The following is a 23,328-nucleotide window of genomic DNA, read 5'->3' as shown; positions in this document are numbered from 1 at the left end:
GTCGATTCTGCCGTCACCTTCGTGAAAGGCGTAAGCTGGTCATTCGCTGCGGCTGTGTTTACAACATGGTGACGACGGACATAACGCAAAATGAGAAACTCATGCACAGCCAGGCGGCACAGGCAATCTTGCCGTCGAGCCATATGCCGTCTGACGGATATTGAGCCATTAGTAAATTTGTTAGAACGAGCAATCCAATGATAAAGCATGACGAAAAAAACTGGAAAATAGAACTAGAAAAAAACCATGAAAATTTAGCTTTAAAACAAGACGAAGAAGCCATTCCATGCTTTAACAAAGCCAGTTTCATTAAACGCATGGGGCAAGGTGAAGATTGGCACAAACTGGTCCAAGCGAGTGTTTACATGGAGTTTATTGCCCTCAAGCTGCTAGAGAGGGAACTGAAACACCCAACTGAAATTGAATTGGACAGAATGAGCTTTAGCTCACGCCTAGATTTAATATCTGCGTTGGGCTTGGTTCCTAAACACATAATTTTAGCAATCAAGGCCATTTCAAAGAAGCGCAACAAAGTCGCCCATGACCTAGAATTTGAATTGAGTGATCAAGATATTCAGCAGATTGCAAGCTCGATACCAAAAGACCTTAAAAAAATAGCTAGAGAAGTAAACGACTTCGAGGAACAGGAGCCGTTACTCCTTAGGCATTACCTATCAATTGTCGTGCTTATGTTTGAGCAATTCAGACTTCAACGCGTAAGGTATCTTGTTTGGATTGAGCATAAAGAACAACGAGAGATGCTGATGCGAAAGATGGTTAGGCAAGTGTTGGCGGAAATTTCAACCTAGCAAACTAGCAGCCACGGTTATGGGAAGCGCACTTTAAGTTAGATTGGTATTGAGTAGTGAATTATAGAGGTTTCGTCAGTTAGTCGTGTTGCGAGAGTAAAATATGGGATGGCATTCGTATGGCCGCAATGGGCCGATCTTGGTTGATTCAGAATCAAAAGGTTCAAGATAAGAACCAGTCGGAAAGGGGGGCAATACGGTCTTTGTCCACATAGGAGATCGTTGTTTTTCCTTCAGAAATCTGGATGATTTGCCCCGCAAACCTCAGTAAATCATAAGGGTAGTTTAGTTCAGATAGCGGCTCTCTGCTTCGAGTTTCATACGTCATCTTGCCACTCACAAAGACGACAAGTGCCATACCGACACTGGATGCAAATTCAACCGCCCCGCTTTGAAATCCAGAGGTGGAAAAGATCATTGATTTCTGCGCGCCCACTGCCGAAGCCTTGGCATGAACGCCTAGTACGACATCTCTTTCTACGGGCCGCCCATGCCGCTTGCACTCTACGAGCACCGACATTTTAGCACCATCAAAAATTTCGAACTCAACCCAACCGTCGATGCTGTATTCGCCTCCATTACCCTGCACTTTTTTTAAGTGTCCAACAGAAAATTTGGGAAGACGGGCTCCCGCAGATGAAAGCCAGGAAACTACTTGCTTTTCATAAGCCTCCGGGGTCACTTCGACCGGTTCTTGCGGGTTCCATCGGGGATTTGCTGCACTCTTCAATTTGTGACCGCCATCTTACCTCGTTTAATCAGTACTATTTCTCTTTTCAGGCGTTGGGGCAACAATGCGGATCAAGTTTCTGATGTCACAGAAAGGGCGAAGGTCCGCTTCAAAGTGTTAGACTGCGGCGTCTTAATGGATGCGCAAAGTCTGCTTCGGGCCGATTTTGCTTTGCCCTCCTCAGTTAAGGTTCCCTACCGAGTATTAATGGGTGCTTACGGCGAGGACGTCATGGTAGAAATATGACTGGCTGCAAAGCCAATTGCAAAACTTCCGACAAGTGCGCGTACTTCTGTTTCCATGGCAATCCCTCCTATTAGTGCAAACGGCCCAATGCCGAATGTCCCGAAAGTGAAAAGGATAGCGGCCGCAAAAGTAACAATTACAGTGACAGACTTTAAGCAACGTCCTTCCGGCGTTCCCGCCGAAAGCATCCAAATCAAATTATGGAACGGTTGCGATAGTTGCGTCAAGAGTGGCCTTCTACCACGGTCAGGTCCAAGAGCCGCGACTGGTGCGACAGAGGAGCGTCGGCGCAAGAGCCTTTTTCCTTGACCGAAAAGTTACTTGGCGGCATGCGACTTGTACGAGTTTTTGTTCGTCGACCGACCGCTTTGGGCCGCTATCGGTCACCAACCCACTACAGCCTCCCCGCCATGCGCAGCGCGTTTTCCTCGACGGCTTCGGCGGTCTGCACGACATATCCCTCTGTGGCGCCAGGCAGCGCGGTCCCTGCCGCCGTGACCTTCGCTCTGTTGGCCACCATCGCGTCAACGATCTGCTGCACGCGGTTTTTGACATCGGTGGGACGATATCCAATTTCACGTGCAATGGCCTCCCAGTGACGGCCAGAGACTGTGTCCGGGCGTCGCATCTTGCCATCGATAAACTGGGCATAGGTCTTCACGACATGGGGCCAGGACAGCACGGTCGAGACGTCATAAATGGGCGCAAGGCGCGGCGCGGCCCCCACCGGCAGGATCAAGGAATAGTTCTTCGCATGCGCGTCGGTGTTGGCGACGAGGATGTTTAAGATCACCTGATCGAGTAGCGCCAGCGCATCTGTCGCGCTGACATGGCGACCGGTTGCCAGCAGGGTTTTCAGATCGAGCCCAGGAAGCGTGCCGCGCTCATACTTGCGCCCGGGAGGTAAGCCATTGGCCTGGGCAAAATCCTCTTGATGCAGGCGCACGAGCTTACCGTTCCGCCCTAGCCTGCGATCATAACGCAGAACAGCGATTGCAGTTCGCTTAGACGACTGGAGGATCGTAGACTGCGCAGCCTCGATACCGATCGCCTGCGCCATGCGCAGACACCAGACTTCGTTTTCGGTGATGCCGGGAAGGTTGGGATTGTCAGGCTTCACGATCAAGGTCGACGGCGCCCCGTTCAGGGGGATGGCAAGCATGTCGCCCTCCTGCGGGAGGCGCAACACAGGCGCACCGTCCGGGCCGAGGACAGCGAGCGCCGACTTCTTCTGACCACCGGCCAAAGACTGGCGCACGCCCTCCTCACCCACCAGAAAAGGTCGTTGACCGAGATCCTCAAAGTGGCGCTCGAGTGCCAGGCGCGGATCGTCCGTGTCGTAAAAGGTGGTGAGCGTCGCATAGGTCCACAGCGCCCGATCTGTTGCTGCGCCAAAGGACAGAGCTCCAGCCGTATCCCCCCCGATTTCGGCGAGCACAGCCAGCACGTCGGTTCGATCGAGGCCGAGAGACCGCGTCAGGACCTGGAGTTGTTCTTCCTCCGGCAAGAGGTTCGCCAGCCAAGGGGAGATGACATCAGACGGATAGGGGTCGGCACGGAAAGGCATGGTAACAGACAAGGGGAACGCTCCGGCCGTCTGCAGCCAGCGATCTGCATATCGCAAAGAGAGAGATCCATCAGCCGCAACGTCGACATGCCCTACAGCCAGGTCATCAAACCAGATAGGGACGGAGGCGGTCACTGATACTCTCCGAGATCATAGCCCCCTGATGGCGCCCGATCGCTGGCCTTGGCCGCGTGAGAACCATCCGCGATGATCGTTGCGAGGGACACTCGCATCGCATCAGCGATCCGCCTGAGTGTCGTCAGCCGTGGATCGCGTTTGCCGGTTTCGATCAAGGACAGCGCAGGTGCACTGATCCCAGTGAGGCGAGCCAACTGCTCGAGGCTCAAGCCCTGCACCGCCCGGGTCTCGCGGATACGGCGACCAACATCCGCAAGCAGCTTCTTCTCGGCATCATCGACCATTCGCGCCACCTTACCCTTATCAGTAAAGATAGCAGCATCACGAGCTGTGCTCAAGGAATTTTATCTTTTACGGTAAAATCGCTACGTCTGGTCAGCACGTAAGGCTTCCCTTATCGAATAAGGTAAGCACATCGGAGCGACCGAACGTTGATTTTGGGAGGGTTGAATGTCGGCGAGTACGCGTGGGACATATGCGAATGCACGCGATTGTGGATGAATGTTGTTTTTCTGTTGCGGTGTTGACGTGGCGTTGACGTAAACCGCCAAAGTGCCTGTGGTATCAGATTACCATCGGACAAGGGTTTGATTTATTTATGCAATTTGGTTGCGGGGGTAGGATTTGAACCTACGACCTTCAGGTTATGAGCCCAAATGGCCGCTAAACCGAAAATAATTTGAAATCAGACACTTAAGGCGTAAACCTTTGAACTGTGGGAATTCTCACACCCACATCCGGCAACATTCGAGCAAGTTGGCAGGCACCCACCTCCAAAAAACCTCGTTCGACTGTTGATGTGGCGTTGATGTAGCCCTGCCCTTTCATTGCAATCGACCATCCCTTCGCCTCGCTCAAAAGCGACTTGATCGGCTCTTACCGGACATTCACAGCTATTTTAAATTCTGCAGCACGGCCCGCCATTGCAGAAATTCGCGGCTCGATGCCTAGATCGAAGCAAAGGCGTCGCTTGACTAGACGCAGCTTTGACGTCTACTCTCCAGGCCTGGTTGAGTGCGAGGAGCCAACCGTGAGTGATCTTACCACCCGCGTCGATGATTTTTCATTTCAGATCATGGCCGGAGGTTCCGCGCGGTTCTTCGTGCGCATAACATCCTCTAAGACCAACAAAACATCCATGATCTTTTCAGATTTCATTTTGAATCCTGACGATGATGGCCGCGCGGTCGAAGCGCTGCACCTGCTTAAGCAGCAGGGCTTTCCCCTCGTACCTGCCATGAAGCTAGTGTTTCAGGATATTTACCCGTCGTATAGCGATGAGAACGACCGTGCCGAGCTGGTCAGGAGGCACGATCAGATAGTGTCAGCGGTGAAAGCCTATGCTGCGCAAGCAGGGTTAACGGTTGATAACACTTTCCTTGATCTAAAGGCAGGGAAATTTGAAACAGTGGTGTCGATGAAATGACAGAAGAAAACAGAACCAAGAAGCCGCGCCGTAAAATCGATGTAAGATTCTATACCATTTTTTGGTGGTTGGTTCTGACTCTTAGCGTGTTGGCGCTAGTCCTTATGGCTGTGTCTGGGCTGGTTGTCGATCAAACAAATACCTCATCGATAGCTGAATTTTTGCGGAGTATGGTTTCAGGATCAGGCCTATCGCTTGTAGTGCAAGAGATAGGTGGTCTAGTAAGCAACGGCGTGGTTTCTGGCGTACTGTTTGGCTTAATGTCTGCGGCAATCACGTTGTCTCTGATCTACATCTACAAGATTCCCTCTATTCGAAGAATAGCGATTCAGATTCTGGCTGCTGGATACTACGAAAACTTCCTTCATCGGGTCATTCAGAAGGTTTATTCACAAACTGGCAGCACGAAGAACAGTGTGATCATCATCCTCCCAGGGTTTGCTCTTGTTGAAAACAAATCGATCTACTGGAATAGCTTTCAGTCTTTTGCGGAAAAACATGGGTTCAGATTCGTGCAAGAAACAACTGACGCAGATTTTGGGCGCAACGTCTTCACCATCCAGAAGAACGACAAATCTCCCATACCGATTTTCATAGACATGCCGACCACTCTGACGAACCTTAAGAAAATCATCGAGCTTGAGGAGCACTCACCAGTAGGAACGACATCGAGTCGGAAGCGCATCAAAGAGAGATTTTACTTCCTTCGAGACGCTTTCGAAGAAGAGCTTCGGACGTATGTCAGGGAGCATGACTGGGGAAATGTTCGGATTGTTGAAGGACGCTCTTTGCGCGGCTTCGAACAAGAGATTGGGGAAATCATGGAAGAAATCGCAAACCGCCCTGGTGATTGATAAGTAACGGTATATTTACGATTTTTGTCATATTTTTGTGTGAAGAAAGAAGGCTATTTCGCGATTTGTGTGGGTGGACTGGTTTCCGGTCATGCGCGGCACCCACCAGATGTTGTGGTGTAGGGTGAGGCTGGCAGGTGGCTGAGATTACCTGCGATCAGGTAGGCGATGAGGATGAGGTTCCGGGGTTTGCGATAGCCTCTGGCGCGGGCCTTAGCCGCCTGGACCAGTCCGTTTATGGCCTCAACCGAGCCGTTGCTCAGCGCGCTGTCGAAGCCGTTCAGAATGCCATCCCAGTGGGCTTTGAGGGTCATTGCCAGCTTCTTGAAGGGAGACAGCTTGCTGCGCCGCGCCCATCGGAACCAGGCGGAGAGCTGCGCCTCAGCCTCCTCGCGTGTGGTCGCGGTCATGAAGATATCCCGCAGGGTTTCCTTGAGCCGGAACGCGCGACCGGTTTTGAGATGCATGCGTGACAGCTCATGGTGTTGATGGATCTGCCGCTTGGTCCAGCTGTGTTTGTCCTTCAGCCACATCCATCGGCTGTTTTTGAGCGCAGGGTTTTCGCGGACCTCGGCGCGCCGCACTTCTTCGAGCGCAGCATTGGCCAGCTGGATGACATGGAACCGATCGAAGGTGATGGCCGCTTCCGGCAACTGCGGACCTTCGTGCCAAACGCGTCTAACGGCAGGTCTCAGCCCTTCTAGGACGTTCGTGCATGATGCAGCATGAAGTGTGGCACCGACAGGGAGGGCGGAAAGTGTGAATTCGTTGCACCTGCAAAGGCATACTGTCAAACACATAAAAGCGGCCATTCAAGGCTCAGGTTCAACGCCCCATCATGCTGCACCGGCACCAAGGTCAGCAATGCGCAGATAGTGAGCTTTGCAAGGTCCGGAGCCGAGGTTCGTATTCCGTCCGACCCAAGCCCGGAGTTCATCGGATCGCGCTTCGTACCAATGCGGCTTAGCGTCCAGTAAGGCACCACGTTATCCGCCGCCGGGACATAACAAGGTAGCTTCGCCGTCTGTCCAGCGGCACGCCCGACCGCAGAGGCCGCTCAGGGCAAAAATGCTTGTCCAGCGGTTGCTTCAGGCGATCTTTACGTCGGAAAGCACGCCACTTGGGGAATGTCGGATACATGGATATGCATGACACTAAGCTACTCCCCAACTCTTGGACAGCTTTCCGGGTAATTTAAGTTGCTGCCTGCACCTGCTGATCGGTTTCGATGGTGTTGAAGAAGATCACGGCGGGCGGCTGGACCACGCAGAGCATTGAATGAGTAGAGATCGGCGTAATATAACACCTTAAGAACAGAGGAATTCCGATGACCAAAGAGCGCAAACTTTACCCGGAGCTTGAGGCTCACCTAGAAAAACTTGCGGAGCGATTAGGTGAATTGAAAATGCCAGTCCATGCCTACATAGCTGGTGGCGTCGCAGTTAATCACTATACCGGTATTCGCATGTCAGATGACGTCGATATCGCTTGGTCACGCCGGGTCGCGATTCCGCCTGACATGAGAGTTTTTGAGGCTGCAAATCCCGATGACCCGCAAGACGTAATGCTCATCACCATGGACGGCGAGTTCGGCGATTATCTGGGATCATTCCATCCAGATTGGAAAGAAGACTCTCTTGAAATCTGTCAGATAGGAGACATCGTTCTACATGTGATTTCCCCTCTGGACTTGGCCGTGTCGAAGATTGGACGCTTTCAGGACCGCGACAGAGAAGACATCGAAGGTTTGGCCCGATTCCGGTTGATCAAATCTGAAGAGTTCGAACGACGCGCTACTGAGGCTGTTGATTATTACGTTGGAGACACAACATACATAGGGTATAACCTCCGTGATGCGCTCGAAATGATCAAGGTGATTGAACGTGGATATGAGCAATCATAAAGGCTTCGGCCTTGCGCGGTCCCGCGAGAACAAGGCAATGGATGCCTTGGCCGAAGTTGTGCTTGGGTGGCGCAACCTAGATATGTGCCAAACCCCTGAAGAAGCTCGCCAATTCGGGTACCTGGCCTCTCTTGCGAAGGGGGCAGTATGTGACAGAGATAAGCGTCTACAGGCGCTTGCTAAACGTTGTCGTGACGTTGCGGCAGTCACCTCATCGCCGAACGAATCGTTTCGTGGGGTAGTCGATCCCGTGCAAGCTTCTTGGGGTGCGGCTTGGCACATGGATGCATCAAAACTGCGCCGTGAGTTGCCCCTTCATGTGATGAAAAAACAACGGGCGCAGTCGCGGCAGTATGCTTCCACGTAACATTTTAGATGCTCTTTAATCTCTCGTGCCGAAGGCAGTTCAGGCAACTCCCCCCCGGCATGTGAACAGGAACGCCGCCGCCGAAGGTATCAGCCCTTCCTTCAACCTGTTTGGACCGCCCGAGGTACTCCATACCTTGTGACCTTTCTGGGAAATTTGAGGTAAAAGCTGCGCCTGATTCTGTACCGCGTTTGAATGCCCAAATTGAGCTGGGATCGGTCATCCGGTTGGTCGCGCCGAAGCCTGCAAGGTCAAGATTTGCGTGCTGCACCACAGCGCTAGCGTCTCTCGCCAAAGTCCGCATTGGGCCGGTCACGCCCCCAACGCAGTCGGTCACCCCAAACTTTGCAAAGCGCGCTATCTGCGCATAGCTGCCACTGTTCCAAATCGCAGCGAATGTCCAGTTCCCGCCCACAATGTCGAATGCCGCACCTGCAGCCGTAGAGCTCTATTCTTCGCTACGAGCACCGCCTTCGCAACGACCAGGGAGTAGCCAAACCTGACCGCCCATCACCGCTGGCTGCAACTGTCCCAACCTTTGCGGCGAATCGTGCCTTCGCCGATGGACCCCTCACGGCGGCGACGGCCAATCCCCTCTTCTGTGGTCGGCGACCATGTCGCGCAACGCTGCCGGGGCCAGGACGTCGACCCGGTCACCCCATTTGTAAAGATGCCACGCCATCTCAAGCCAGCCGGATGCTGTAAACTCGACGAGCAGGCTGCCATCGGGGTCTTCGGTCATTTTCTGTGTTGGGTGGAATTCAAACTCGCGTGCTTCTTTAGCCGCGTCAGGGGTGAAGCGCCACCTGACCAACCGATACTCCGCGTCACTGTGATAGGACCCAAACGATTTTTTCGCATAGGCGGCCAGATCAAACTCCGGGTCTCGACGGAACGATTGCCCGGTGATGTTTGCCTCTTTGATCCTGTCTGTCCGGAAACGTCGGAACTCTCCCCGCTTCTTGACATCAACTGCGATCAGATATTGCCGTGTTCCGAGCAACATGCCGTAGGGCTCCACATGCCGCAACTTGGGTTCAGCGTCTGCGGCACCTTGATAGAGCATCTCCAACGAAAACGGGGTTTTGAGCGCGATTGTGATGACGCCAAGTATTCTCGGGTCAATCTTCACCTGCGGCCCGGGACGGCAAGCAAACCCTTGTGCTTCCAGGAGGGCTGCGGCGTCGGTTTGCGCCCGGCGCGCGTCAAGGCTGGGAATTGTCGCCAGCAACCTGTCCCGAATGGATGTGAGGACCCGGGCGTCCTGTTCGGCCCCATCGCGCCGCGCGCGCACAATCGCCATATCAAGCGCCACAAGTTCCGTGTCCTGTAAACCGCGCATCGAAAGGATCGACGTGTCGGGGATCTTCCACCGCCTTCGCCGGTCTGCGTCTGTCGTGCAGGTGTAGGACGGAAAGGCCAGCTCGAACGCGCGCATCATGCGCTGGGCTGTTCTGTGGTTCACCCCGAACTCTTCTTCCACGTCATTCAGACAAATACCGCGATGCCGAGAGTTCGCAATTTCGGCAATCCGCATGAGATCCTGCGCTTTTTGAAACGACATCGGGCCCTCCACGTAAGGTTGTGACACCCACGGTAGGACAGAATGGACGAGCAAGCGAGTCGCAGATGACATCCCCTCAGCGCGACCCATTGCCCATCGCTATCGGGTCCAGCGGCGCGGCCGGAACGACCCCATCTTGAACAGGAGCCCTGTATGAATGTGAAACTGCCCAAGCCTGCTTACTACTCCGTCAACGACTTGTCTGCGCGATGGGGGTGCACCAATGCTGATATTGCCGGCTGGGCAGCGTCGGGGAATTTCGACATTTTGACTGGCATCCCGCCAGTGACCTGCACTGAGGACGTGATCGCGGGCGAAGTGGTGCTCCGTCCTTTTGACATGATCTCCATGTTCCGCCGCTGTGGAACCGGGCCACAGGTCGCGCGGGTGCGCAGGGTCCGCAAGAAGGACATACCGGTCTGGTCCTTGATCACGACGCCGCGAAAGGGTGTCAAGGTGTGCATAGCAGACCTGCTCGTCGCCGCCCCACAAGTGCATCGTTTCGAGGAAAAGCACAATTTGCTCGGCCGCATCAGCGGTGCCACCGGCTCCGTGTCTCCGTATGATTGGGAAGGCATGCTGCAAGCTTTGACCCTCTACATTCACGAAGAAGGTGTCCCTGACTCCCAAGGGGCTTTGGTATCTGCCATGCTGGATTGGTTCGTAGAGAACGGCGATGCCGATGATGTCCCTGACGAGCGCTCCGTTCGGCGCAGGGTCTCGCCTGTTTGGCGTGCGTTGAAAAACGCGCGCAAATAAACAGGGAGACGGACTTACGCACTCTTCGCGCATAGTCCTGCGTCTGCGTCATGCACGACCTTGAGCCGCGGCCGAACAGCGTCGGCCACGGCATCCACCCCTGCCCGCAGGGGCGCGTCCAGCAAATGCGCGTAGCGTTGCGTGGTTTGCAGCTGCGTATGCCCCAGCAACTTGCCGATCATTTCCAAGGAGGCGCCACCGCTCACAAGCAGCGAGGCAAATGTATGGCGCAGGTCATGAATCCGCGCGTCCTCAATCTGTGCCACTTTTTGAATGCGTCTCCAGAAGCGCCGGATTTCCTTCACTGGCTGCCCCGGCACATCCCCCGGAAACAGCCAAGGATTGCCCTTTGGGACAAGCAACAGCCGTTCGCGCACAATCGCAGCCACATCCGCAGATATTGGCACCCTGTGAACCTTGCGCTGCTTTGTGGTCGCGGCAGGTTTTGTCCAGATCCCCAGGTCCAGATTGAACTGTTCAAACCGCGCCTGACGAACTTCCCCGACACGCGCGCCTGTCAGCATGCAGAGCCGAATGATACCCGCCGCGCGTTGGTCTTCGTCCGCATCCAATGCGGCGGCCACACGGTCGATTTCTTCTTTCGTCAAAAACCGCTCCCGCGGCGTCTCAACACGACGGTAGAAGCCATTTGCAGGATTGTCCTCCCGCATGCCCCAATCAATTGCCAGATTGAACATCTTGCGCAGCACTTCACCAACGCGGTTCGCTCGGATCGGCGTTCGCTTCACGCCTTGCAGCTTGCGGGCCCGATTGTTCGGTTTGGCCTTGTGCGGCCGCGCTCTCCCTTCAGCGATCTTGGTCAAAAGCCGATCGACGTCGGATTTGGTGATCTCCGTCACCAGCTTCTTTCCCCAATGTGGCGCCACCAATTTTTCCAGCATCGATTTATGATCTGCGGCACTTGTCGGGGCAAGCCGAACAGCATGCTCTTTGAGGTATCGATCAATCAGATCCTGCACGCGTGGAACAGACCGCTGCATGTCCCGTTCAGCCAAGGGGTCCTGCCCGAGGTCAACCGCACGCCGTAGTTCTCGCGCTCGATCCCGTGCTGCGGTCACAGACCATGCTGGCCACCGTGCGAAGGTCATACGGCGCTGACGCCCCGAAACCCGGTAGTCGAAGGTGAATGCCCTGCCCCCTCCCCGATAGACGCAGACCGCAAACCCTCGGATGTCATCGTCAAAGATCTGATAGTCCCGTCCCGCGACCGGCAACGCCTCCCGCAGCACTTTCTCTGTCAAATGCACTCTGTTGGCCATCGGTACCCTCCTTTCCCGACATCACGCGTAGAAACGCGGCGCCATCAAGTTAATCATGAGCAACAGACCGGCAGGGTGGCACTGACCGGCAGTGACCGGCAGTGACTTTTCATACCGTGCCGCTCTGCGTGCCACCCCATGTTTTATTGGGGTTTTGGCTAAAATGCCGTTTGCCACCTGCAAACCGGGAAGACATCCCGTACCTCCAAAACTGGGCCGAAACCGTGGAAACGGGGGATTTCTCAATAAAATCAATGACCGGCACGGGTTTTGATTTTCACTGCCGGTCAGTGCCACCCTTGCCACCCCTGAATGTCGCTGAAAGTGGCTCCAATCCCGCGAATGTGGCTGAATCCGCCGCTACAGCGGTCGCGCAGCGCGTTTTGAATACCGGCAGCCGATGCCAAAATTATTTACAACCGCTGTAAATTTTGCCGCAGCGCAGCGTGAATTCCGCAATCGTCAATAAAACAAGGGGTGGCACGCAGACCGGCAAACTTTGCAAAGTCACTGCCGGTCACTGCCGGTCAGTGCCACCCTGCCACCCCTCCTGATGTGCTTTGGATGAGAGACCACATTCGCCGACACCCGGCGATCATCGGGAGAACATGACATGACACAGATGTGCACCGACGCCGGTCGATCTTCGAATTCAGAGGGCCTCACGCTTCTGAGCGGCTGGATCAGCCGATCTGCCCTCGCCCTGGAACTCGGCGTATGTGAGGAAACCCTCCGGCGCTGGGCGGATGCACGGCGAGGGCCGCCATACATCCGAGCCGGACGCAAGATCCTCTACCGACGCAGTGCCGTTCTCGACTGGCTGGAGGAGCAAGAGACGATCGGCCAGCGTCGCGGACGCCGGGGGGCACGCCGATGAGCCTTCCCCTGCCCTTTCGTGCACAAAGCCGCCGCCGGCGCGGCGCGCGCGATGACAGCCGCCAGGACTGGATCGACGAGCGCCTGCGCGAGGCCCGCATCGTGGTGGCCGATGTGGTGCACCATTCCGACCACATGGTCCGGCTGGCCTGCAATGTCCTGGTCCAGCACGGCCAGACGCCCGAGGAGCGCGAGGATGCCCGTATCCTGCTCGTCGTTCTGGGGGGCAAAGCCCATGGCCGCGGGCGCCCCGCCTGGGCCGATCCGGAGGACCGGCGATGAAGACGCGCGGAACACCGGAGGCGGACCTGCAGCGCGCTGTGGTCAGCGCCTTGCGGGTCGTCCTGCCCAAAGGGGCGATTGTGCATCACAGCTCCAACGAGGTCGCGCAGGCCGGGCCTCGGGGCGCCAAGCGCCAGGCCATCCTGACCGGCATGGGGGTGCACCCCGGCTTTGCTGATCTGGTGGTGCTGTGTGATGGCCGTGTGCTGTTTCTGGAGCTCAAATCCCGCAAGGGGCAGCTGAGCCCGGCGCAGCAGGCGTTTCGCGACGCGGTGCACGCGCAAGGGTTTGGCTGGGCACTGGTGCGCTCCTTGGATGACGCGCTGGGCGCTCTGGCGGATCACGGGCTCACCACACGGGTGGTCGGCGCTGTCGGCAGCCCGGCGCTGGGCGTCTCCGGGCCTCGAGCTTGTTCCGGGAGCGCGTCGTCATGAGCCATGCCGCCACCAATTGGGCGATCCAGCAGCGCGGGCTGAAGCCCACAACAAAGATTGTCCTCTGGCATCTGTGCGATCTGAGAACGGCAGTGCAAAAGTTGGCCACGGAAGTGGCGTGATAATCTCGCTGCGGGCAGCGTAAAATGTTGCCACTTTGGCCCTTTCTGTTTGCAGGGAGGGCGGGAGATTTTAGTCGTGGATTTATATTTGAAGGTCCGCCTCGCGCGTCGGGGCGGTATGAGCGAACGGGAGGCCGCCGGCCATTTCGGGATCTCGCGTGCGAGCGTGAAGAAGATGATGATGTTTTCGGTCCCGCCGGGTTATCAGCGAACGGCGCAGATCAAGCGGCCCAAGCTGGACGGGTTCACCGGCTTCATCGACGAATGGATGCAAGACGATCTGAACCGTCCCCGTAAACAGCGCCACACCGCCAAGCGCATTTTTGAACGGCTTTGCGACGAGCACCAGTTTCAAGGCGGCTATACGACGGTCAAGAACTATGTCCGGGAACAAGGGCGGCGCAGCCGAGAGATGTTTGTCCCTCTGGCACATGCCCCCGGCCATGCCCAAGCGGATTTTGGCGAGGCGATGGTCGTGATTGGCGGGGTCGAGCAGAAGGCATATTTCTTTGCACTGGATCTGCCCTACAGCGATGCCTGCTTTGTGCGTGCTTATCCTGCGGCGGTCTCCGAGGCTTGGGTTGATGGCCATGTTCATGCTTTTGCATTCTTCGGCCGGGTTCCGCAGTCGGTTCTTTATGACAACGATCGATGCCTGGTCGCGAAGATCCTGCCGGACGGCTCGCGCAAGCGGACCAAGCTGTTCAGTGGGTTCCTGTCGCATTACTTCATCCAAGATCGTTATGGCCGACCGGGTAAGGGCAACGATAAAGGCGCTGTTGAGGGTCTGGTCGGATATGCCCGGCGCAACTTCATGGTGCCTATCCCACATTTTGCGACATGGGAGGCGTTCAATACCTGGCTGGAAGAACAATGCCGCAAGCGCCAGAGCGATGTCTTGCGCGGTCACAGCGACAGCATCGGGCAACGACTGGTCCGCGATCTTGATGCGATGATGGATTTGCCGGCGTCACCGTTTGATGCCTGTGACCAGGCCAATGGTCAGGTGAACTCACAATCCCTGGTGCGCTACAAAACCAACGATTATTCGGTTCCTGTCGCCTACGGGCACCGCGATGTCTGGCTTCGTGGCTATGTCGATCAGGTGGTCATTGGCTGTGGTGGAGAGGTGATTGCCCGCCACAGCCGGTGCTGGGACCGGGAGGATATGGTCTTTGATCCCGTTCACTATCTGCCGCTGCTGGAGCAAAAGACCGGCGCGCTGGATCAGGCGGCCCCATTGGTGGAATGGGAGCTGCCAGAGGAATTTGTGACCCTGCGCCGCTTGATGGAAGCCCGCATGATCAAGGCGGGGCGGCGTGAGTATGTGCAGGTCTTGCGGCTCTTGGAGACATTCGAGATGGCAGACCTGCAGGTTGCCGTCAAAAACGCACTTCGCATGGGTGCCATTGGGTTTGACGCCGTGAAACACCTCGTGCTGTGCCAGGTCGAGAAGCGGCCGCCCAAGCTGGATCTGGATGTCTATCCGTATCTGCCAAAGGCCAATGTCGGCACGACGTCGGCGGCCAGTTATATGTCCCTGATGAAGCGGGGGCAGGCAGCATGAGCGACGCTCCCCAAATCCTGCTGAACTACCGCCTCAAATCGCTGCGGCTGCCGACCGTTCTGCGGGAATACAGCAAACTGGCCAAGCAGGCCGCAGCCGAGGGACTGGACCATGTACAATTTCTTGCACGTCTGATCGAACTGGAGATGATTGACCGGGAACGCAGGATGATCGAGCGCAGGATCAAAGCCGCAAAGTTCCCAGCCGTCAAAAGCCTGGATAGCTTCGACTTCAAGGCGATCCCCGCCCTGAACAAGATGCAGGTGCTGGAGTTGGCGCGTTGCGAATGGATCGAACGGCGCGAGAATGTCATCGCGCTTGGGCCTTCCGGCACCGGCAAAACCCACATTGCCCTCGGCCTCGGGTTGTCGGCATGCCAGAAAGGCCTGTCTGTCGGTTTTGTCACCGCCGCAGCGCTTGTTCATGAACTGATGGAGGCCAGAGACGAACGCAGGCTCCTGCGGCTTCAAAAACAGATGGTTGGTTACAAGCTGCTGATCATCGACGAGCTGGGCTTTGTGCCACTGAGCAAAACCGGGGCTGAGCTGCTGTTTGAATTGATCTCCCAACGCTACGAGCGCGGCTCCACGCTGATCACAAGCAACCTGCCATTCGACGAATGGACAGAAACATTTGGGTCAGAACGCCTGACAGGCGCACTGCTCGATCGCCTGACCCACCACGTCAACATCCTGGAGATGAATGGCGAAAGCTACCGCCTTGGCCAGAGCAAGGCGCGTCAAGCAGCGCCCAAAACCTAAACCTCAATCAGCACAGATTGGCCCTGACGGTCCAAAGCATCCGGACAACCGCCCGCTATATAACAAGCGCGGCTGCCCGGATGCTGGCGCTCGTCTTCACGCTGATTATCCCAAACCCAAAGTGGCAACATTTTGCGCTGCCCTTTGGCTCACTTTTACTCTGCCGTTGACAACTGTGCCTCCAGCACACGGTCCCGATCACAGGCGGCAGTGCCACCGTGTTCGTCAACGGAGTTTCAATTGCCCGCGTCGGTGACGCCATCGACGCAGGCGCCATCACCGGCGGATCGCCGGATGTTTTTGCCGGCAGATGACTGATCACTGAGCTCTGAGTTGGAAGCTTCAGCTCCAAAAATTCCCCGCAATGAAAGACAAGAAAGGACATCACATGCCACGTTACGCAATCACCGAGACAGCCGGGCGTTTCGTCGCCGGGACCAACAATACCGGTGTCGGAACGGTGCTGACGCTGACCGAGAAACAGGCCGAACATGAGGTTCGGCTTGGCACGCTACGGCTGCTGGACGTCAACACCGATGCGCCTGAACACACCGCAGAGGCGTCGACCGGGGACAAACCCGATGACAGGACTGCGCCGCCTGCGGCAGCGCAACGCCAAGCGACGGTAGAACCCAAGACCGCTGACAGCACCGTCAAAACCAGCAAAGAACGCGGTGCGTCTCCGAAGCAGTAACCCGCGGCCCTCAGCCGTCATCTTTGCTTGCTGTGTCTGCCTCTCCGTCTTGCTTCGTCCGCGTGGTCTGGAACACGGGTCCCTTTGGAGCCGGTTTCTTCCGCAGGATCGGTGCTGTGGGCTCTTCGCAGTTCGGGCAGGTCTCATCGGTCTCCCGGACAGTGCCGCCGCAATACATGCATTTTTTCATGGTGATCGGTTCACTCGAGTCGCGTTATACTGGTTGGATCGGCTTCTGGTGAACGACCGGTCCTTGGTCAATGGGACGCATTCGACATGGTGCCAAATCACAACAGCCCCTCGGTTGGCCTGAACGCGGCCACGGGGGGCACGCTCATGGGCTGGTCGCATGTGGTGCAGTCCCTGCAGGACATCTTCACGACGCGGTTTGGCGCGCGCGTCATGCGCGAATGGTACGGGTCGTTTGTGCCCACGCTGCTCGGGCGGCAGATCAACAGATCGGAGGTGCCGCTGTTTCTTGCGGCCTTCACCTCGGCGATCGAGCAATGGGAGCCCCGGTTCAAGGTGACGGAGATTGGACTGAAGGATGTCACCCGGGACGGGGTTGTGCGCCTGTCGATCTCTGGCGAATACCGCCCCCGGGCCCTGCTGGGCGATCCCACCTCCGCCGGTTTGCGCAGCCTGGTCATTGACGCCGACGAGGTCGGTCTCGCGATTGCAGACAAGGGAACGCCATGAGCACCACCAGCACGATCGACCTGTCCTCTCTCCCGGCTCCGGGCGTCATCGAGGAACTGGACTTCGAGGTCATCCTGCGGGCGATGCGCGACGATCTGGTGGCGCGCTTCCCGCCGATCGCGCCGGTGATCGACCTGCAAAGCGAGCCCGCGCGCAAGCTGCTCGAGGTCTGCGCCTATCGCGAGCTCTTGCTGCGGCAACGGGTCAATGACGCGGCGCGTGCCAACCTGCTGGCCTTTGCGGGGACCACCGACCTTGATCATCTCGCCAGCTTCTACGGCGTCACCCGCCTGACGGACGAGACCGACACCGCGCTGCGCCTGCGGGTGCAACAGCGCATCCAGGGCTGGTCCAATGCGGGAGGTGCCGCGCATTACCGGTACTGGGCCCTGACGGCGGACGAGCGGGTCTCCGACGCAGCTGTCTCCTCCCCAAGCGCGGGCATCGTGCGGATTGCCGTGCTCTCGGCCGAGGGTGACGGGGCGTCGTCCGAGGACCTGCTCACGGCTGTGCGGGCAATTGTGCTGCGCGATGACGTGCGCGTGTTGACCGACACGGTCGAGGTGGTCTCGGCCAGCATCGTGCCCGTGGATGTGGCCGCCACGGTCTTTCTCTATCCCGACACCCCCGCTCAGGTGATCGCGCAGCTGCGCGTCGACTTCCCCGCGCGCTTTGCGGCGGCGCGCGGGCTTGGCTGGGATTTGACCAGGTCCTGGATCAACGCGCAGCTCCACCCCTCAGGGGTGCAGCGGGTGCATTTGACAGCGCCTGCGACCGACACGGTGATCAGTGCCGAGCAGTGCGTTGCCCTCGGTGCCGTCGAGATCACGTTCGGCGGGCGTGACCGATGACAGAGCCATCTGTGGGTCCATCTTTACTCCCGCCGGGTGCCACCACCTTTGAGCGGGCGATGGAGGCCGCGACGGCGCTGGATGCCCGCGCCCCGGCCATCCGGCCCAACGCCCGGGCCAAGCTCGACGGCTTTGATCCATTTGTGCCCTGGCTGATCTGGGAATACGGCCTGGGAGACATCCTTCCCTATCTGAGTGACCCCCAACGGGCGCTGCGGGAGGGTATTCGCTGGCAGCGCTTGCGCGGGACGCCGGAGGCCTTGCGCCTTGCCTTTTCCTGGCGCGATCTGGACGGGGTTCAGGTCTTCCAGGAGGAGCCCGGGCAGCACTTCGCGGCGTTTCAGATCGACACGAATGCGGTGCCACCGCTTGAGGACATCGACGATCTGATTGCGCTCGCGCGCCTGTCGGCACCGGCGCGATCGCGGCTGGCGCGCATCTTTCACGGCTATGACCTGCGGCGGATCAAGCTGGACGACACGCGGCTCGGGGACGGGCTGCTCAGCGATTACAGCGGCGTGCGTCACACAGACGGGCAAACACGCCTGTCCTTTGGACGCGTGTTTCCCGCGACTGTACCCGCGCCGGAGGTGCGGACACATGCAGGGATATTCGTCGACCATGTCGCGCGCGGGTTTCTGCCGGGTCGGTTTGTTCTGTCGGATAGCGTGCTCGACGATGACCGGGCGACGCCCAACCCGTTCATCTATCACGCGCACCTGTTCACGCTGGCCAACACCGACGGCGTCCCGGACGAGCCAGCCGACTTCGAGCCGGTGCGCAGGTTCCAGCGCGCGCAGATGGTGCTAACGGAAGGGATGCGCCTCGGGGACATCAACAGCCGAACACCCCCGGTGGATTGGGTGTTCTACGAGGACCGCAGGCGACTCTCCGAGGAGGCTGCGGTCTCCGGCGCTCCGGCAGAGGTGCGGCGCATCCGGCGCACGGAGATGTTCGAGCGACGCTCTGCAGGGGCAGCACTGGCGCCTGCGCCGGTGGTGGTGGCGCGGTGGAGCCATGTGCTGCGCACCCACGCCTTCGGCGGCCGGTCACAGGTTTATCGCCTTTCGGAAACGCGGCGGACTTTACCGCCGGTTTGGTACGCTCAGCCCTCGCGGGCGCTTGCTGCCGAGACCTACGAGGTGGCGGTGCGCGTGGGGGACGCTGTGCGTGCCGACGCGCGGGTCTCGGACCAGGACCGCTTCATTCCCGGACAGGTGCGCCGGGCCGATGCGCGAGCGGTGGGCGACGGTCTCGCTCTGACGCCCACCAATCCGTCTCGGGCACTGCTGCCTGAGGTCTATGATCCGGCGGCGTCTCCCATCCGGTTCAGTGAAGTGACCGGAGACACAATTTACGCCGGGCAGTTCTGGCTGCCGCTCACTTACGTCGACCAGCCCTGGTCCGAGGTGCAGGTCCTCGTCGGGGCCATGCACCGCACGGACACACCCAACACAGACTGACGAGGAGGCCTGAATGGCTATCATGACGCGCTCGGGGCGCGCAGCTCTGGCGGACGCAATCCGCCAGCGCCCGCTCCATCTTGCCTGGGGGACAGGCGACACCGCCTGGGACAGCACCGCCCCGCAGAGGACCCTGACGTTCGGCGCAAACGATGTGCTGCAGCTGCCGCACGCTTACGTCTCAGGCGTGGCGCTTGCCTCTCCGGATGGGATCACGACCTACTCGGCCGGGACAGATTACACGGTGGACAGCTCGACCGGCCGTGTCACGCGGAGTGTCACTGGCGGTATCCCCACGGAGGCAACGGTCCGCGTGGACTACACCATCGACACACCCCCGCCCGATGTGACGCAGACAGCCCTGCTGGGCGAGCTCGGCCGCCGTGCGGTGGACGAAGTGGCGTTCGTGGTCGCGGATGATGCAGGCGCGATTGTCGCCCCCACCGGCCGCTTCACGCTCTCCGCCACACCCACCAATCACCTCTTCGTGCGGGTGCGCTTCGAGTTCGAGGACGCCCCCGATGCGGTGATCCGCGAACAAGGCCTCTTTGTCGGCACCACCACCGATCCCGCCCTGCCGGCGGGGCTGCGGTATTTCGAGCCGGCCGCCATCACCGACCCCGGCATCCTGCTGATCGTGCAGAACACCGTCCCGATCATCCGCCAACCCTCGACCCGCGAGACCTTCGAGTTCGTGGTCACGTTCTAATCAGGAGGCCCACCCGTGGCGCTTGACCGCTATTACAATCTCTACAATTCGGCCTCCGGCTATGCCGAGCTGATGTTCCGCGCCGGCGACGGCCTGCAAAGCCGCGAGCTGAACGAAGTCCAGACCTGGCTCGCGGACCGCCTCGCCAGGATCGGCGACGCCATCTTCAAGGAAGGCGACCTGATCCGCGATGGCGACGTCTCCGTCGATCCCGCCACAGGTGAGGTCAACCTGGCCTCCGGCATCGTCTACCTGCGCGGCGCAGCGCGCCCTGTTGGTGCCACCCGCTTCGTGATCCCGGTGGACCGGACGGTGGCCCTCGGCGTGCGCTTTGTCGAGACCATCGTCACCGAGCTCGAGGACCCGGCCCTGCGCGATCCGGCCCTGGGCACCCGCAACTATCAGGAACCCGGGGCCGCACGTCGCAAGGAGCAGATCCTCTGGGGCTGGGACAGCGGCAATCAGAACGACGGCGGCACCGGGGCCTTCCATGCAATCTATACCGTCACCAATGGCACACTCGACAACAGGATCCAGCCGCCCGAGCTCGACGCGGTGCTGCAAACCGTGGCGCGCTATGACCGCGAGGCAAATGGCTCCTATGTCGCCACTGGCCTGGAGCTCACCTATCTGACCCGCGACGATGCGGCGGCGGAGTACGTCTTCTCGCTCGCCGAAGGTGTCGGCAATGTCGGGGGTCTCAAGGTCGAGCGCCCGCAATCCACACGTCTCCGCTGGGCCGTCGATCCGGACCTGCGCGCGGTAAATGCCGAGCCGCATGGCTTTGCCGATGGCGGCACCGGCACCGCGGTGATCCCGGTCAATCTCGCCCCCATCGCCGAGGTCACGGACGTCACCATCACCCGCGAGACCCCCGAGACCGTCACCCATGGCGCCTTCACCGGAGCATCGGACCCGCTTGCGAACAGCACGGTGGTTGCGGTCCTCAGCGTGTCACAAGGTGGCACCGCCTATACGCAAGGGGTGGATTACGTGGTCTCGGCTGGGCGGATCGACTGGTCGCCGGGCGGCGCGGAGCCTGCGCCGGGGTCGACCTATTCGGTCACCTATCGCTACATCGACAGCATCGCTCCGGATGCTGTGACGGATGAGACCGTGACCGTCTCGGGTGCCGTGACCGGGACCACGGTGTTCATCGACTATGCCTACAAGCTGCCGCGCATCGATGCGCTGGTGATGAGCGCGGGTGGCCTGCTCTCGCGGGTGCGCGGCGTCTCGCAGACCCTCAACCCGCAGGCCCCACAGCTGCCGGGCAGCGTGCTGCCTCTGGCGGAGGTGGCGCTGGATTGGTTTGCCGACCGGGTGCCACTGGTGCGCAACACCGCGACCCGGGCCGTGCCCTTTGCGGACCTTGCCGCGATGCAACGCCAGATCAGCGGCCTGTTCCAGCTGGTGGCCATCGAACGGCTGCGCAATGACGCCAACATCACCGACCCCACCTCCAAGCTCGGGGTGTTTGTCGACCCGTTCCTCGACGACGACCTGCGCGATCAGGGCATCCCGCAAAGCGCGGCGGTGTTGTGGGGCGAGCTGACCCTGCCGATCACGGCGGCGGTTCAGGAACCGCCAGAGGGAGCCGCGGCGACGTGGACGCTCGCCTATGAGCTGACACCGGTGCTTGAGCAGCTGGCCAGCACGCGGGCGATGAAGATCAACCCCTACATGAACTTCGAGCCGGTGCCGGCGGCGGTCACCCTGGTGCCGTCGGTGGACAACTGGACCCGTGTCGAGACGCAATGGACCTCCGCCATCACCCGGGCCTTCACCTCGGGCTCGGGGCGGTTGTCCAGCACGTCGGTCTCCACCAGCACCGAGCTTGTGTCTTCGACCTCGCGCGCCGCGCTGGACATCCGCCAGCGCTCCGTCGGCTTCACGCTGCGCGGCATGGACCCGAACGAGGCGCTGCTGCGGGTGGAGTTCGACGGGCTCGACGTGACGCCAGACCCTGCACCGGTGGCAGACGCGGCCGGTGTGCTCAGCTCCGCCTTCACGATCCCGCCCGGCGTGCCCACCGGGTCAAAGAGCGTGACCTTTCTTGGCGAAGCCGGATCGTTCGGCGAAAGCACGTATACCGCCAACGGGACGATCATCACCAACACCTTCCGCAGTGTCACGACGCGGCGGACGGTGCGCTGGAGCCCGCCGCCTCCGCCTCCGCCGCCGCGGCCTCCCCGCCGGTGGGACCCGCTGGCGCAGACGCTTGTGCTGGATGTGGACACGGTGGTGGCGGGGCTCGACGTCTGGTTCGACGCGATCGGCCGCGCAGATGCGCCCACGATCGTGCAAATCCGCGAGACCACGGTCGGGTTTCCGAACGAAACTGTCGTGACCTCGAGCGAGGTCGACATGGCGACGGTCACTCTGGGGGGGGCGACCCGGGTGGCGTTTGACCCGACCTTGCTCCGGGCGGGGCGCGAATACGCGCTGGTGTTTCTGACCGACGATCCGGACCACGCCCTGCGGGTGGCGGAGCTGGGCAAGTATGACGCCGAGACGGAAACCTGGGTGACGGCGCAGCCCTACCGGATCGGCGTGCTGCTGTCCTCCTCCAACGCCTCGACCTGGACCCCGCATCAGGAGCGGGACCTCAAGTTCCGGCTGCTGGCGGCACGGTTCACCGAGACGACGAGGACGGTGGCGCTTGGGGAGATCACGGTCTCGGAGAGCACCGACTTCATCGCGCTGGCGGGCGTGGAGCGCATGTCGTCCGAGACCGATGTGACCTTCGTGCTGCGCGACAGCTCTGGCCAGGTGTTCCGCATGACGGAAGGGGCTGCGCTCAATCTGGCGGCGCGCGTGTCGGACAGGCTGAGCGTGGAGGCGGTGCTCTCGGGCTCGGAGCGGTTCACACCGGTCCTCTTCCCCGGTGTGCAGGTGCTGAACGGCGCGCTGGCCTCGGAGGCGGAGTATGTCAGCCGGGCGATCCCGGCGGCGGCGACGTTTGATGTCTCGGTCTATCTCGACACGCTGATCCCGCCCGGGGCTGGCGTGGCGGTATTTGCGGAGACGGATGCGGGGTGGTCGCAGCTGTCGCTGGAGAGCGGGCAGCCGATCGAGAATGGGGCCGAGGAGCGGCACTATGTCGGGTCCGGTTTTGCCGGTGTGGGGGCCGCCAACGTGACCCGCATCAAGATCGCGCTGTCGGGCACCCCGGCGGCCCGGCCGTTCGCCAGCGCCCTGCGCGCCATCCTCAAGTGAGGGGGCGC

The 23,328-nt window shown here is 59.4% G+C and carries 25 protein-coding genes; 18 read left to right on the top strand and 7 right to left on the bottom strand.

Features of this window, described 5'->3' with window-relative positions; all coding sequences use genetic code 11:
* Positions 1 to 197 precede the first annotated feature (197 nt).
* Positions 198 to 809, top strand: a complete 612-nt coding sequence (locus ACK3EW_RS20945; protein WP_493807687.1) for a hypothetical protein — start codon at positions 198 to 200, stop codon at positions 807 to 809.
* Between the two features lie 163 nt (positions 810 to 972).
* Here the strand turns inward: ACK3EW_RS20945 and ACK3EW_RS20940 are convergent, their stop codons facing one another.
* From ACK3EW_RS20940 to ACK3EW_RS20930, 3 genes are all read right to left on the bottom strand, one after another.
* On the bottom strand, positions 973 to 1,539 hold the full coding sequence (locus ACK3EW_RS20940) for a restriction endonuclease (protein ID WP_493807686.1): 567 nt from the start codon (positions 1,537 to 1,539) through the stop codon (positions 973 to 975).
* A 640-nt stretch (positions 1,540 to 2,179) separates the two neighbouring features.
* Positions 2,180 to 3,487 carry a HipA domain-containing protein gene (locus tag ACK3EW_RS20935; protein WP_493807685.1) on the bottom strand — a complete coding sequence of 436 codons (1,308 nt, stop codon included), beginning with the start codon at positions 3,485 to 3,487 and terminating at the stop codon, positions 2,180 to 2,182.
* Positions 3,484 to 3,828, bottom strand: coding sequence for a helix-turn-helix domain-containing protein (locus ACK3EW_RS20930; protein ID WP_493807684.1), 345 nt, complete (start codon positions 3,826 to 3,828; stop codon positions 3,484 to 3,486). The genes ACK3EW_RS20935 and ACK3EW_RS20930 overlap by 4 nt, the downstream gene beginning before the upstream one ends.
* Positions 3,829 to 4,520: 692 nt before the next feature.
* Here ACK3EW_RS20930 and ACK3EW_RS20925 point away from each other — a divergent pair.
* Both ACK3EW_RS20925 and ACK3EW_RS20920 read left to right on the top strand, forming a co-directional pair.
* The gene (locus ACK3EW_RS20925) at positions 4,521 to 4,916 is read left to right on the top strand and encodes a hypothetical protein (protein ID WP_493807683.1); all 396 of its coding nucleotides are present in this window, start codon (positions 4,521 to 4,523) and stop codon (positions 4,914 to 4,916) included.
* Complete coding sequence (locus tag ACK3EW_RS20920) at positions 4,913 to 5,770, top strand: STING domain-containing protein (protein WP_493807682.1); 858 nt, start codon at positions 4,913 to 4,915, stop codon at positions 5,768 to 5,770. The genes ACK3EW_RS20925 and ACK3EW_RS20920 overlap by 4 nt, the downstream gene beginning before the upstream one ends.
* Positions 5,771 to 5,859: 89 nt before the next feature.
* Here the strand turns inward: ACK3EW_RS20920 and ACK3EW_RS20915 are convergent, their stop codons facing one another.
* Complete coding sequence (locus ACK3EW_RS20915; protein WP_493807681.1) at positions 5,860 to 6,423, bottom strand: transposase; 564 nt, start codon at positions 6,421 to 6,423, stop codon at positions 5,860 to 5,862.
* A gap of 137 nt (positions 6,424 to 6,560) precedes the next feature.
* Positions 6,561 to 6,752 carry a hypothetical protein gene (locus tag ACK3EW_RS20910; protein WP_493807680.1) on the bottom strand — a complete coding sequence of 64 codons (192 nt, stop codon included), beginning with the start codon at positions 6,750 to 6,752 and terminating at the stop codon, positions 6,561 to 6,563.
* A 345-nt stretch (positions 6,753 to 7,097) separates the two neighbouring features.
* Here ACK3EW_RS20910 and ACK3EW_RS20905 point away from each other — a divergent pair, with 345 nt between their 5' ends.
* Positions 7,098 to 7,673, top strand: coding sequence for a DUF6036 family nucleotidyltransferase (locus ACK3EW_RS20905; protein ID WP_493807679.1), 576 nt, complete (start codon positions 7,098 to 7,100; stop codon positions 7,671 to 7,673).
* On the top strand, positions 7,654 to 8,040 hold the full coding sequence (locus ACK3EW_RS20900) for a hypothetical protein (protein WP_493807678.1): 387 nt from the start codon (positions 7,654 to 7,656) through the stop codon (positions 8,038 to 8,040). Before ACK3EW_RS20905 ends, ACK3EW_RS20900 begins: the two co-directional genes overlap by 20 nt.
* A 571-nt stretch (positions 8,041 to 8,611) precedes the next feature.
* Here the strand turns inward: ACK3EW_RS20900 and ACK3EW_RS20895 are convergent.
* A complete protein-coding gene (locus tag ACK3EW_RS20895) occupies positions 8,612 to 9,604 on the bottom strand; it encodes a helix-turn-helix transcriptional regulator (protein ID WP_493807677.1) in 993 nt (330 codons plus the stop codon).
* Positions 9,605 to 9,757: 153 nt separating this feature from the next.
* Here ACK3EW_RS20895 and ACK3EW_RS20890 point away from each other — a divergent pair, with 153 nt between their 5' ends.
* Positions 9,758 to 10,363, top strand: a complete 606-nt coding sequence (locus ACK3EW_RS20890) for a hypothetical protein (protein WP_493807676.1) — start codon at positions 9,758 to 9,760, stop codon at positions 10,361 to 10,363.
* Positions 10,364 to 10,377: 14 nt separating this feature from the next.
* Here the strand turns inward: ACK3EW_RS20890 and ACK3EW_RS20885 are convergent, their stop codons facing one another.
* Positions 10,378 to 11,643, bottom strand: coding sequence for a tyrosine-type recombinase/integrase (locus ACK3EW_RS20885; RefSeq protein WP_493807675.1), 1,266 nt, complete (start codon positions 11,641 to 11,643; stop codon positions 10,378 to 10,380).
* Between the two features lie 613 nt (positions 11,644 to 12,256).
* On the opposite strand from ACK3EW_RS20885, the gene ACK3EW_RS20880 reads away from it, so the two are divergent.
* The 12 genes from ACK3EW_RS20880 to ACK3EW_RS20825 all read left to right on the top strand — a co-directional run bounded on the left by ACK3EW_RS20880 (position 12,257) and on the right by ACK3EW_RS20825 (position 23,320).
* The gene (locus ACK3EW_RS20880; RefSeq protein WP_493807674.1) at positions 12,257 to 12,520 is read left to right on the top strand and encodes a helix-turn-helix domain-containing protein; all 264 of its coding nucleotides are present in this window, start codon (positions 12,257 to 12,259) and stop codon (positions 12,518 to 12,520) included.
* Positions 12,517 to 12,801: a hypothetical protein gene (locus tag ACK3EW_RS20875; RefSeq protein WP_188483858.1), complete on the top strand. Its 285-nt coding sequence runs from the start codon at positions 12,517 to 12,519 to the stop codon at positions 12,799 to 12,801. Before ACK3EW_RS20880 ends, ACK3EW_RS20875 begins: the two co-directional genes overlap by 4 nt.
* Positions 12,798 to 13,235 carry a VRR-NUC domain-containing protein gene (locus tag ACK3EW_RS20870; RefSeq protein ID WP_493807673.1) on the top strand — a complete coding sequence of 146 codons (438 nt, stop codon included), beginning with the start codon at positions 12,798 to 12,800 and terminating at the stop codon, positions 13,233 to 13,235. The genes ACK3EW_RS20875 and ACK3EW_RS20870 overlap by 4 nt, the downstream gene beginning before the upstream one ends.
* A gap of 198 nt (positions 13,236 to 13,433) precedes the next feature.
* A complete protein-coding gene (gene istA / locus ACK3EW_RS20865; RefSeq protein WP_493806662.1) occupies positions 13,434 to 14,924 on the top strand; it encodes an IS21 family transposase in 1,491 nt (496 codons plus the stop codon).
* Complete coding sequence (gene istB, locus ACK3EW_RS20860; RefSeq protein WP_493806661.1) at positions 14,921 to 15,685, top strand: IS21-like element helper ATPase IstB; 765 nt, start codon at positions 14,921 to 14,923, stop codon at positions 15,683 to 15,685. The genes istA and istB overlap by 4 nt, the downstream gene beginning before the upstream one ends.
* 173 nt (positions 15,686 to 15,858) lie before the next feature.
* Positions 15,859 to 15,999, top strand: a complete 141-nt coding sequence (locus ACK3EW_RS20855) for a PAAR domain-containing protein (protein WP_493809767.1) — start codon at positions 15,859 to 15,861, stop codon at positions 15,997 to 15,999.
* 74 nt (positions 16,000 to 16,073) lie between these two features.
* Positions 16,074 to 16,379, top strand: coding sequence for a hypothetical protein (locus ACK3EW_RS20850; protein ID WP_493807672.1), 306 nt, complete (start codon positions 16,074 to 16,076; stop codon positions 16,377 to 16,379).
* A 276-nt stretch (positions 16,380 to 16,655) separates the two neighbouring features.
* On the top strand, positions 16,656 to 17,078 hold the full coding sequence (locus ACK3EW_RS20845; RefSeq protein WP_493807671.1) for a GPW/gp25 family protein: 423 nt from the start codon (positions 16,656 to 16,658) through the stop codon (positions 17,076 to 17,078).
* Positions 17,075 to 17,929 (top strand): baseplate assembly protein, encoded by an 855-nt coding sequence (locus ACK3EW_RS20840; RefSeq protein ID WP_493807670.1) that lies wholly within the window; start codon positions 17,075 to 17,077, stop codon positions 17,927 to 17,929. Before ACK3EW_RS20845 ends, ACK3EW_RS20840 begins: the two co-directional genes overlap by 4 nt.
* Positions 17,926 to 19,392, top strand: a complete 1,467-nt coding sequence (locus tag ACK3EW_RS20835; RefSeq protein ID WP_493807669.1) for a phage tail protein — start codon at positions 17,926 to 17,928, stop codon at positions 19,390 to 19,392. The genes ACK3EW_RS20840 and ACK3EW_RS20835 overlap by 4 nt, the downstream gene beginning before the upstream one ends.
* A 13-nt stretch (positions 19,393 to 19,405) precedes the next feature.
* Positions 19,406 to 20,101 carry a BW3TFN family phage tail fiber component gene (locus ACK3EW_RS20830; protein WP_493807668.1) on the top strand — a complete coding sequence of 232 codons (696 nt, stop codon included), beginning with the start codon at positions 19,406 to 19,408 and terminating at the stop codon, positions 20,099 to 20,101.
* Between the two features lie 15 nt (positions 20,102 to 20,116).
* On the top strand, positions 20,117 to 23,320 hold the full coding sequence (locus ACK3EW_RS20825; protein WP_493807667.1) for a DUF4815 domain-containing protein: 3,204 nt from the start codon (positions 20,117 to 20,119) through the stop codon (positions 23,318 to 23,320).
* Positions 23,321 to 23,328: the final 8 nt, after the last annotated feature.

The organism is Marivita sp. NO-S04 (genome assembly GCF_059070475.1).
The sequence above is the reverse complement of the archived record's forward strand: the minus strand, read 5'-3'. Positions and strand labels throughout refer to the sequence as shown.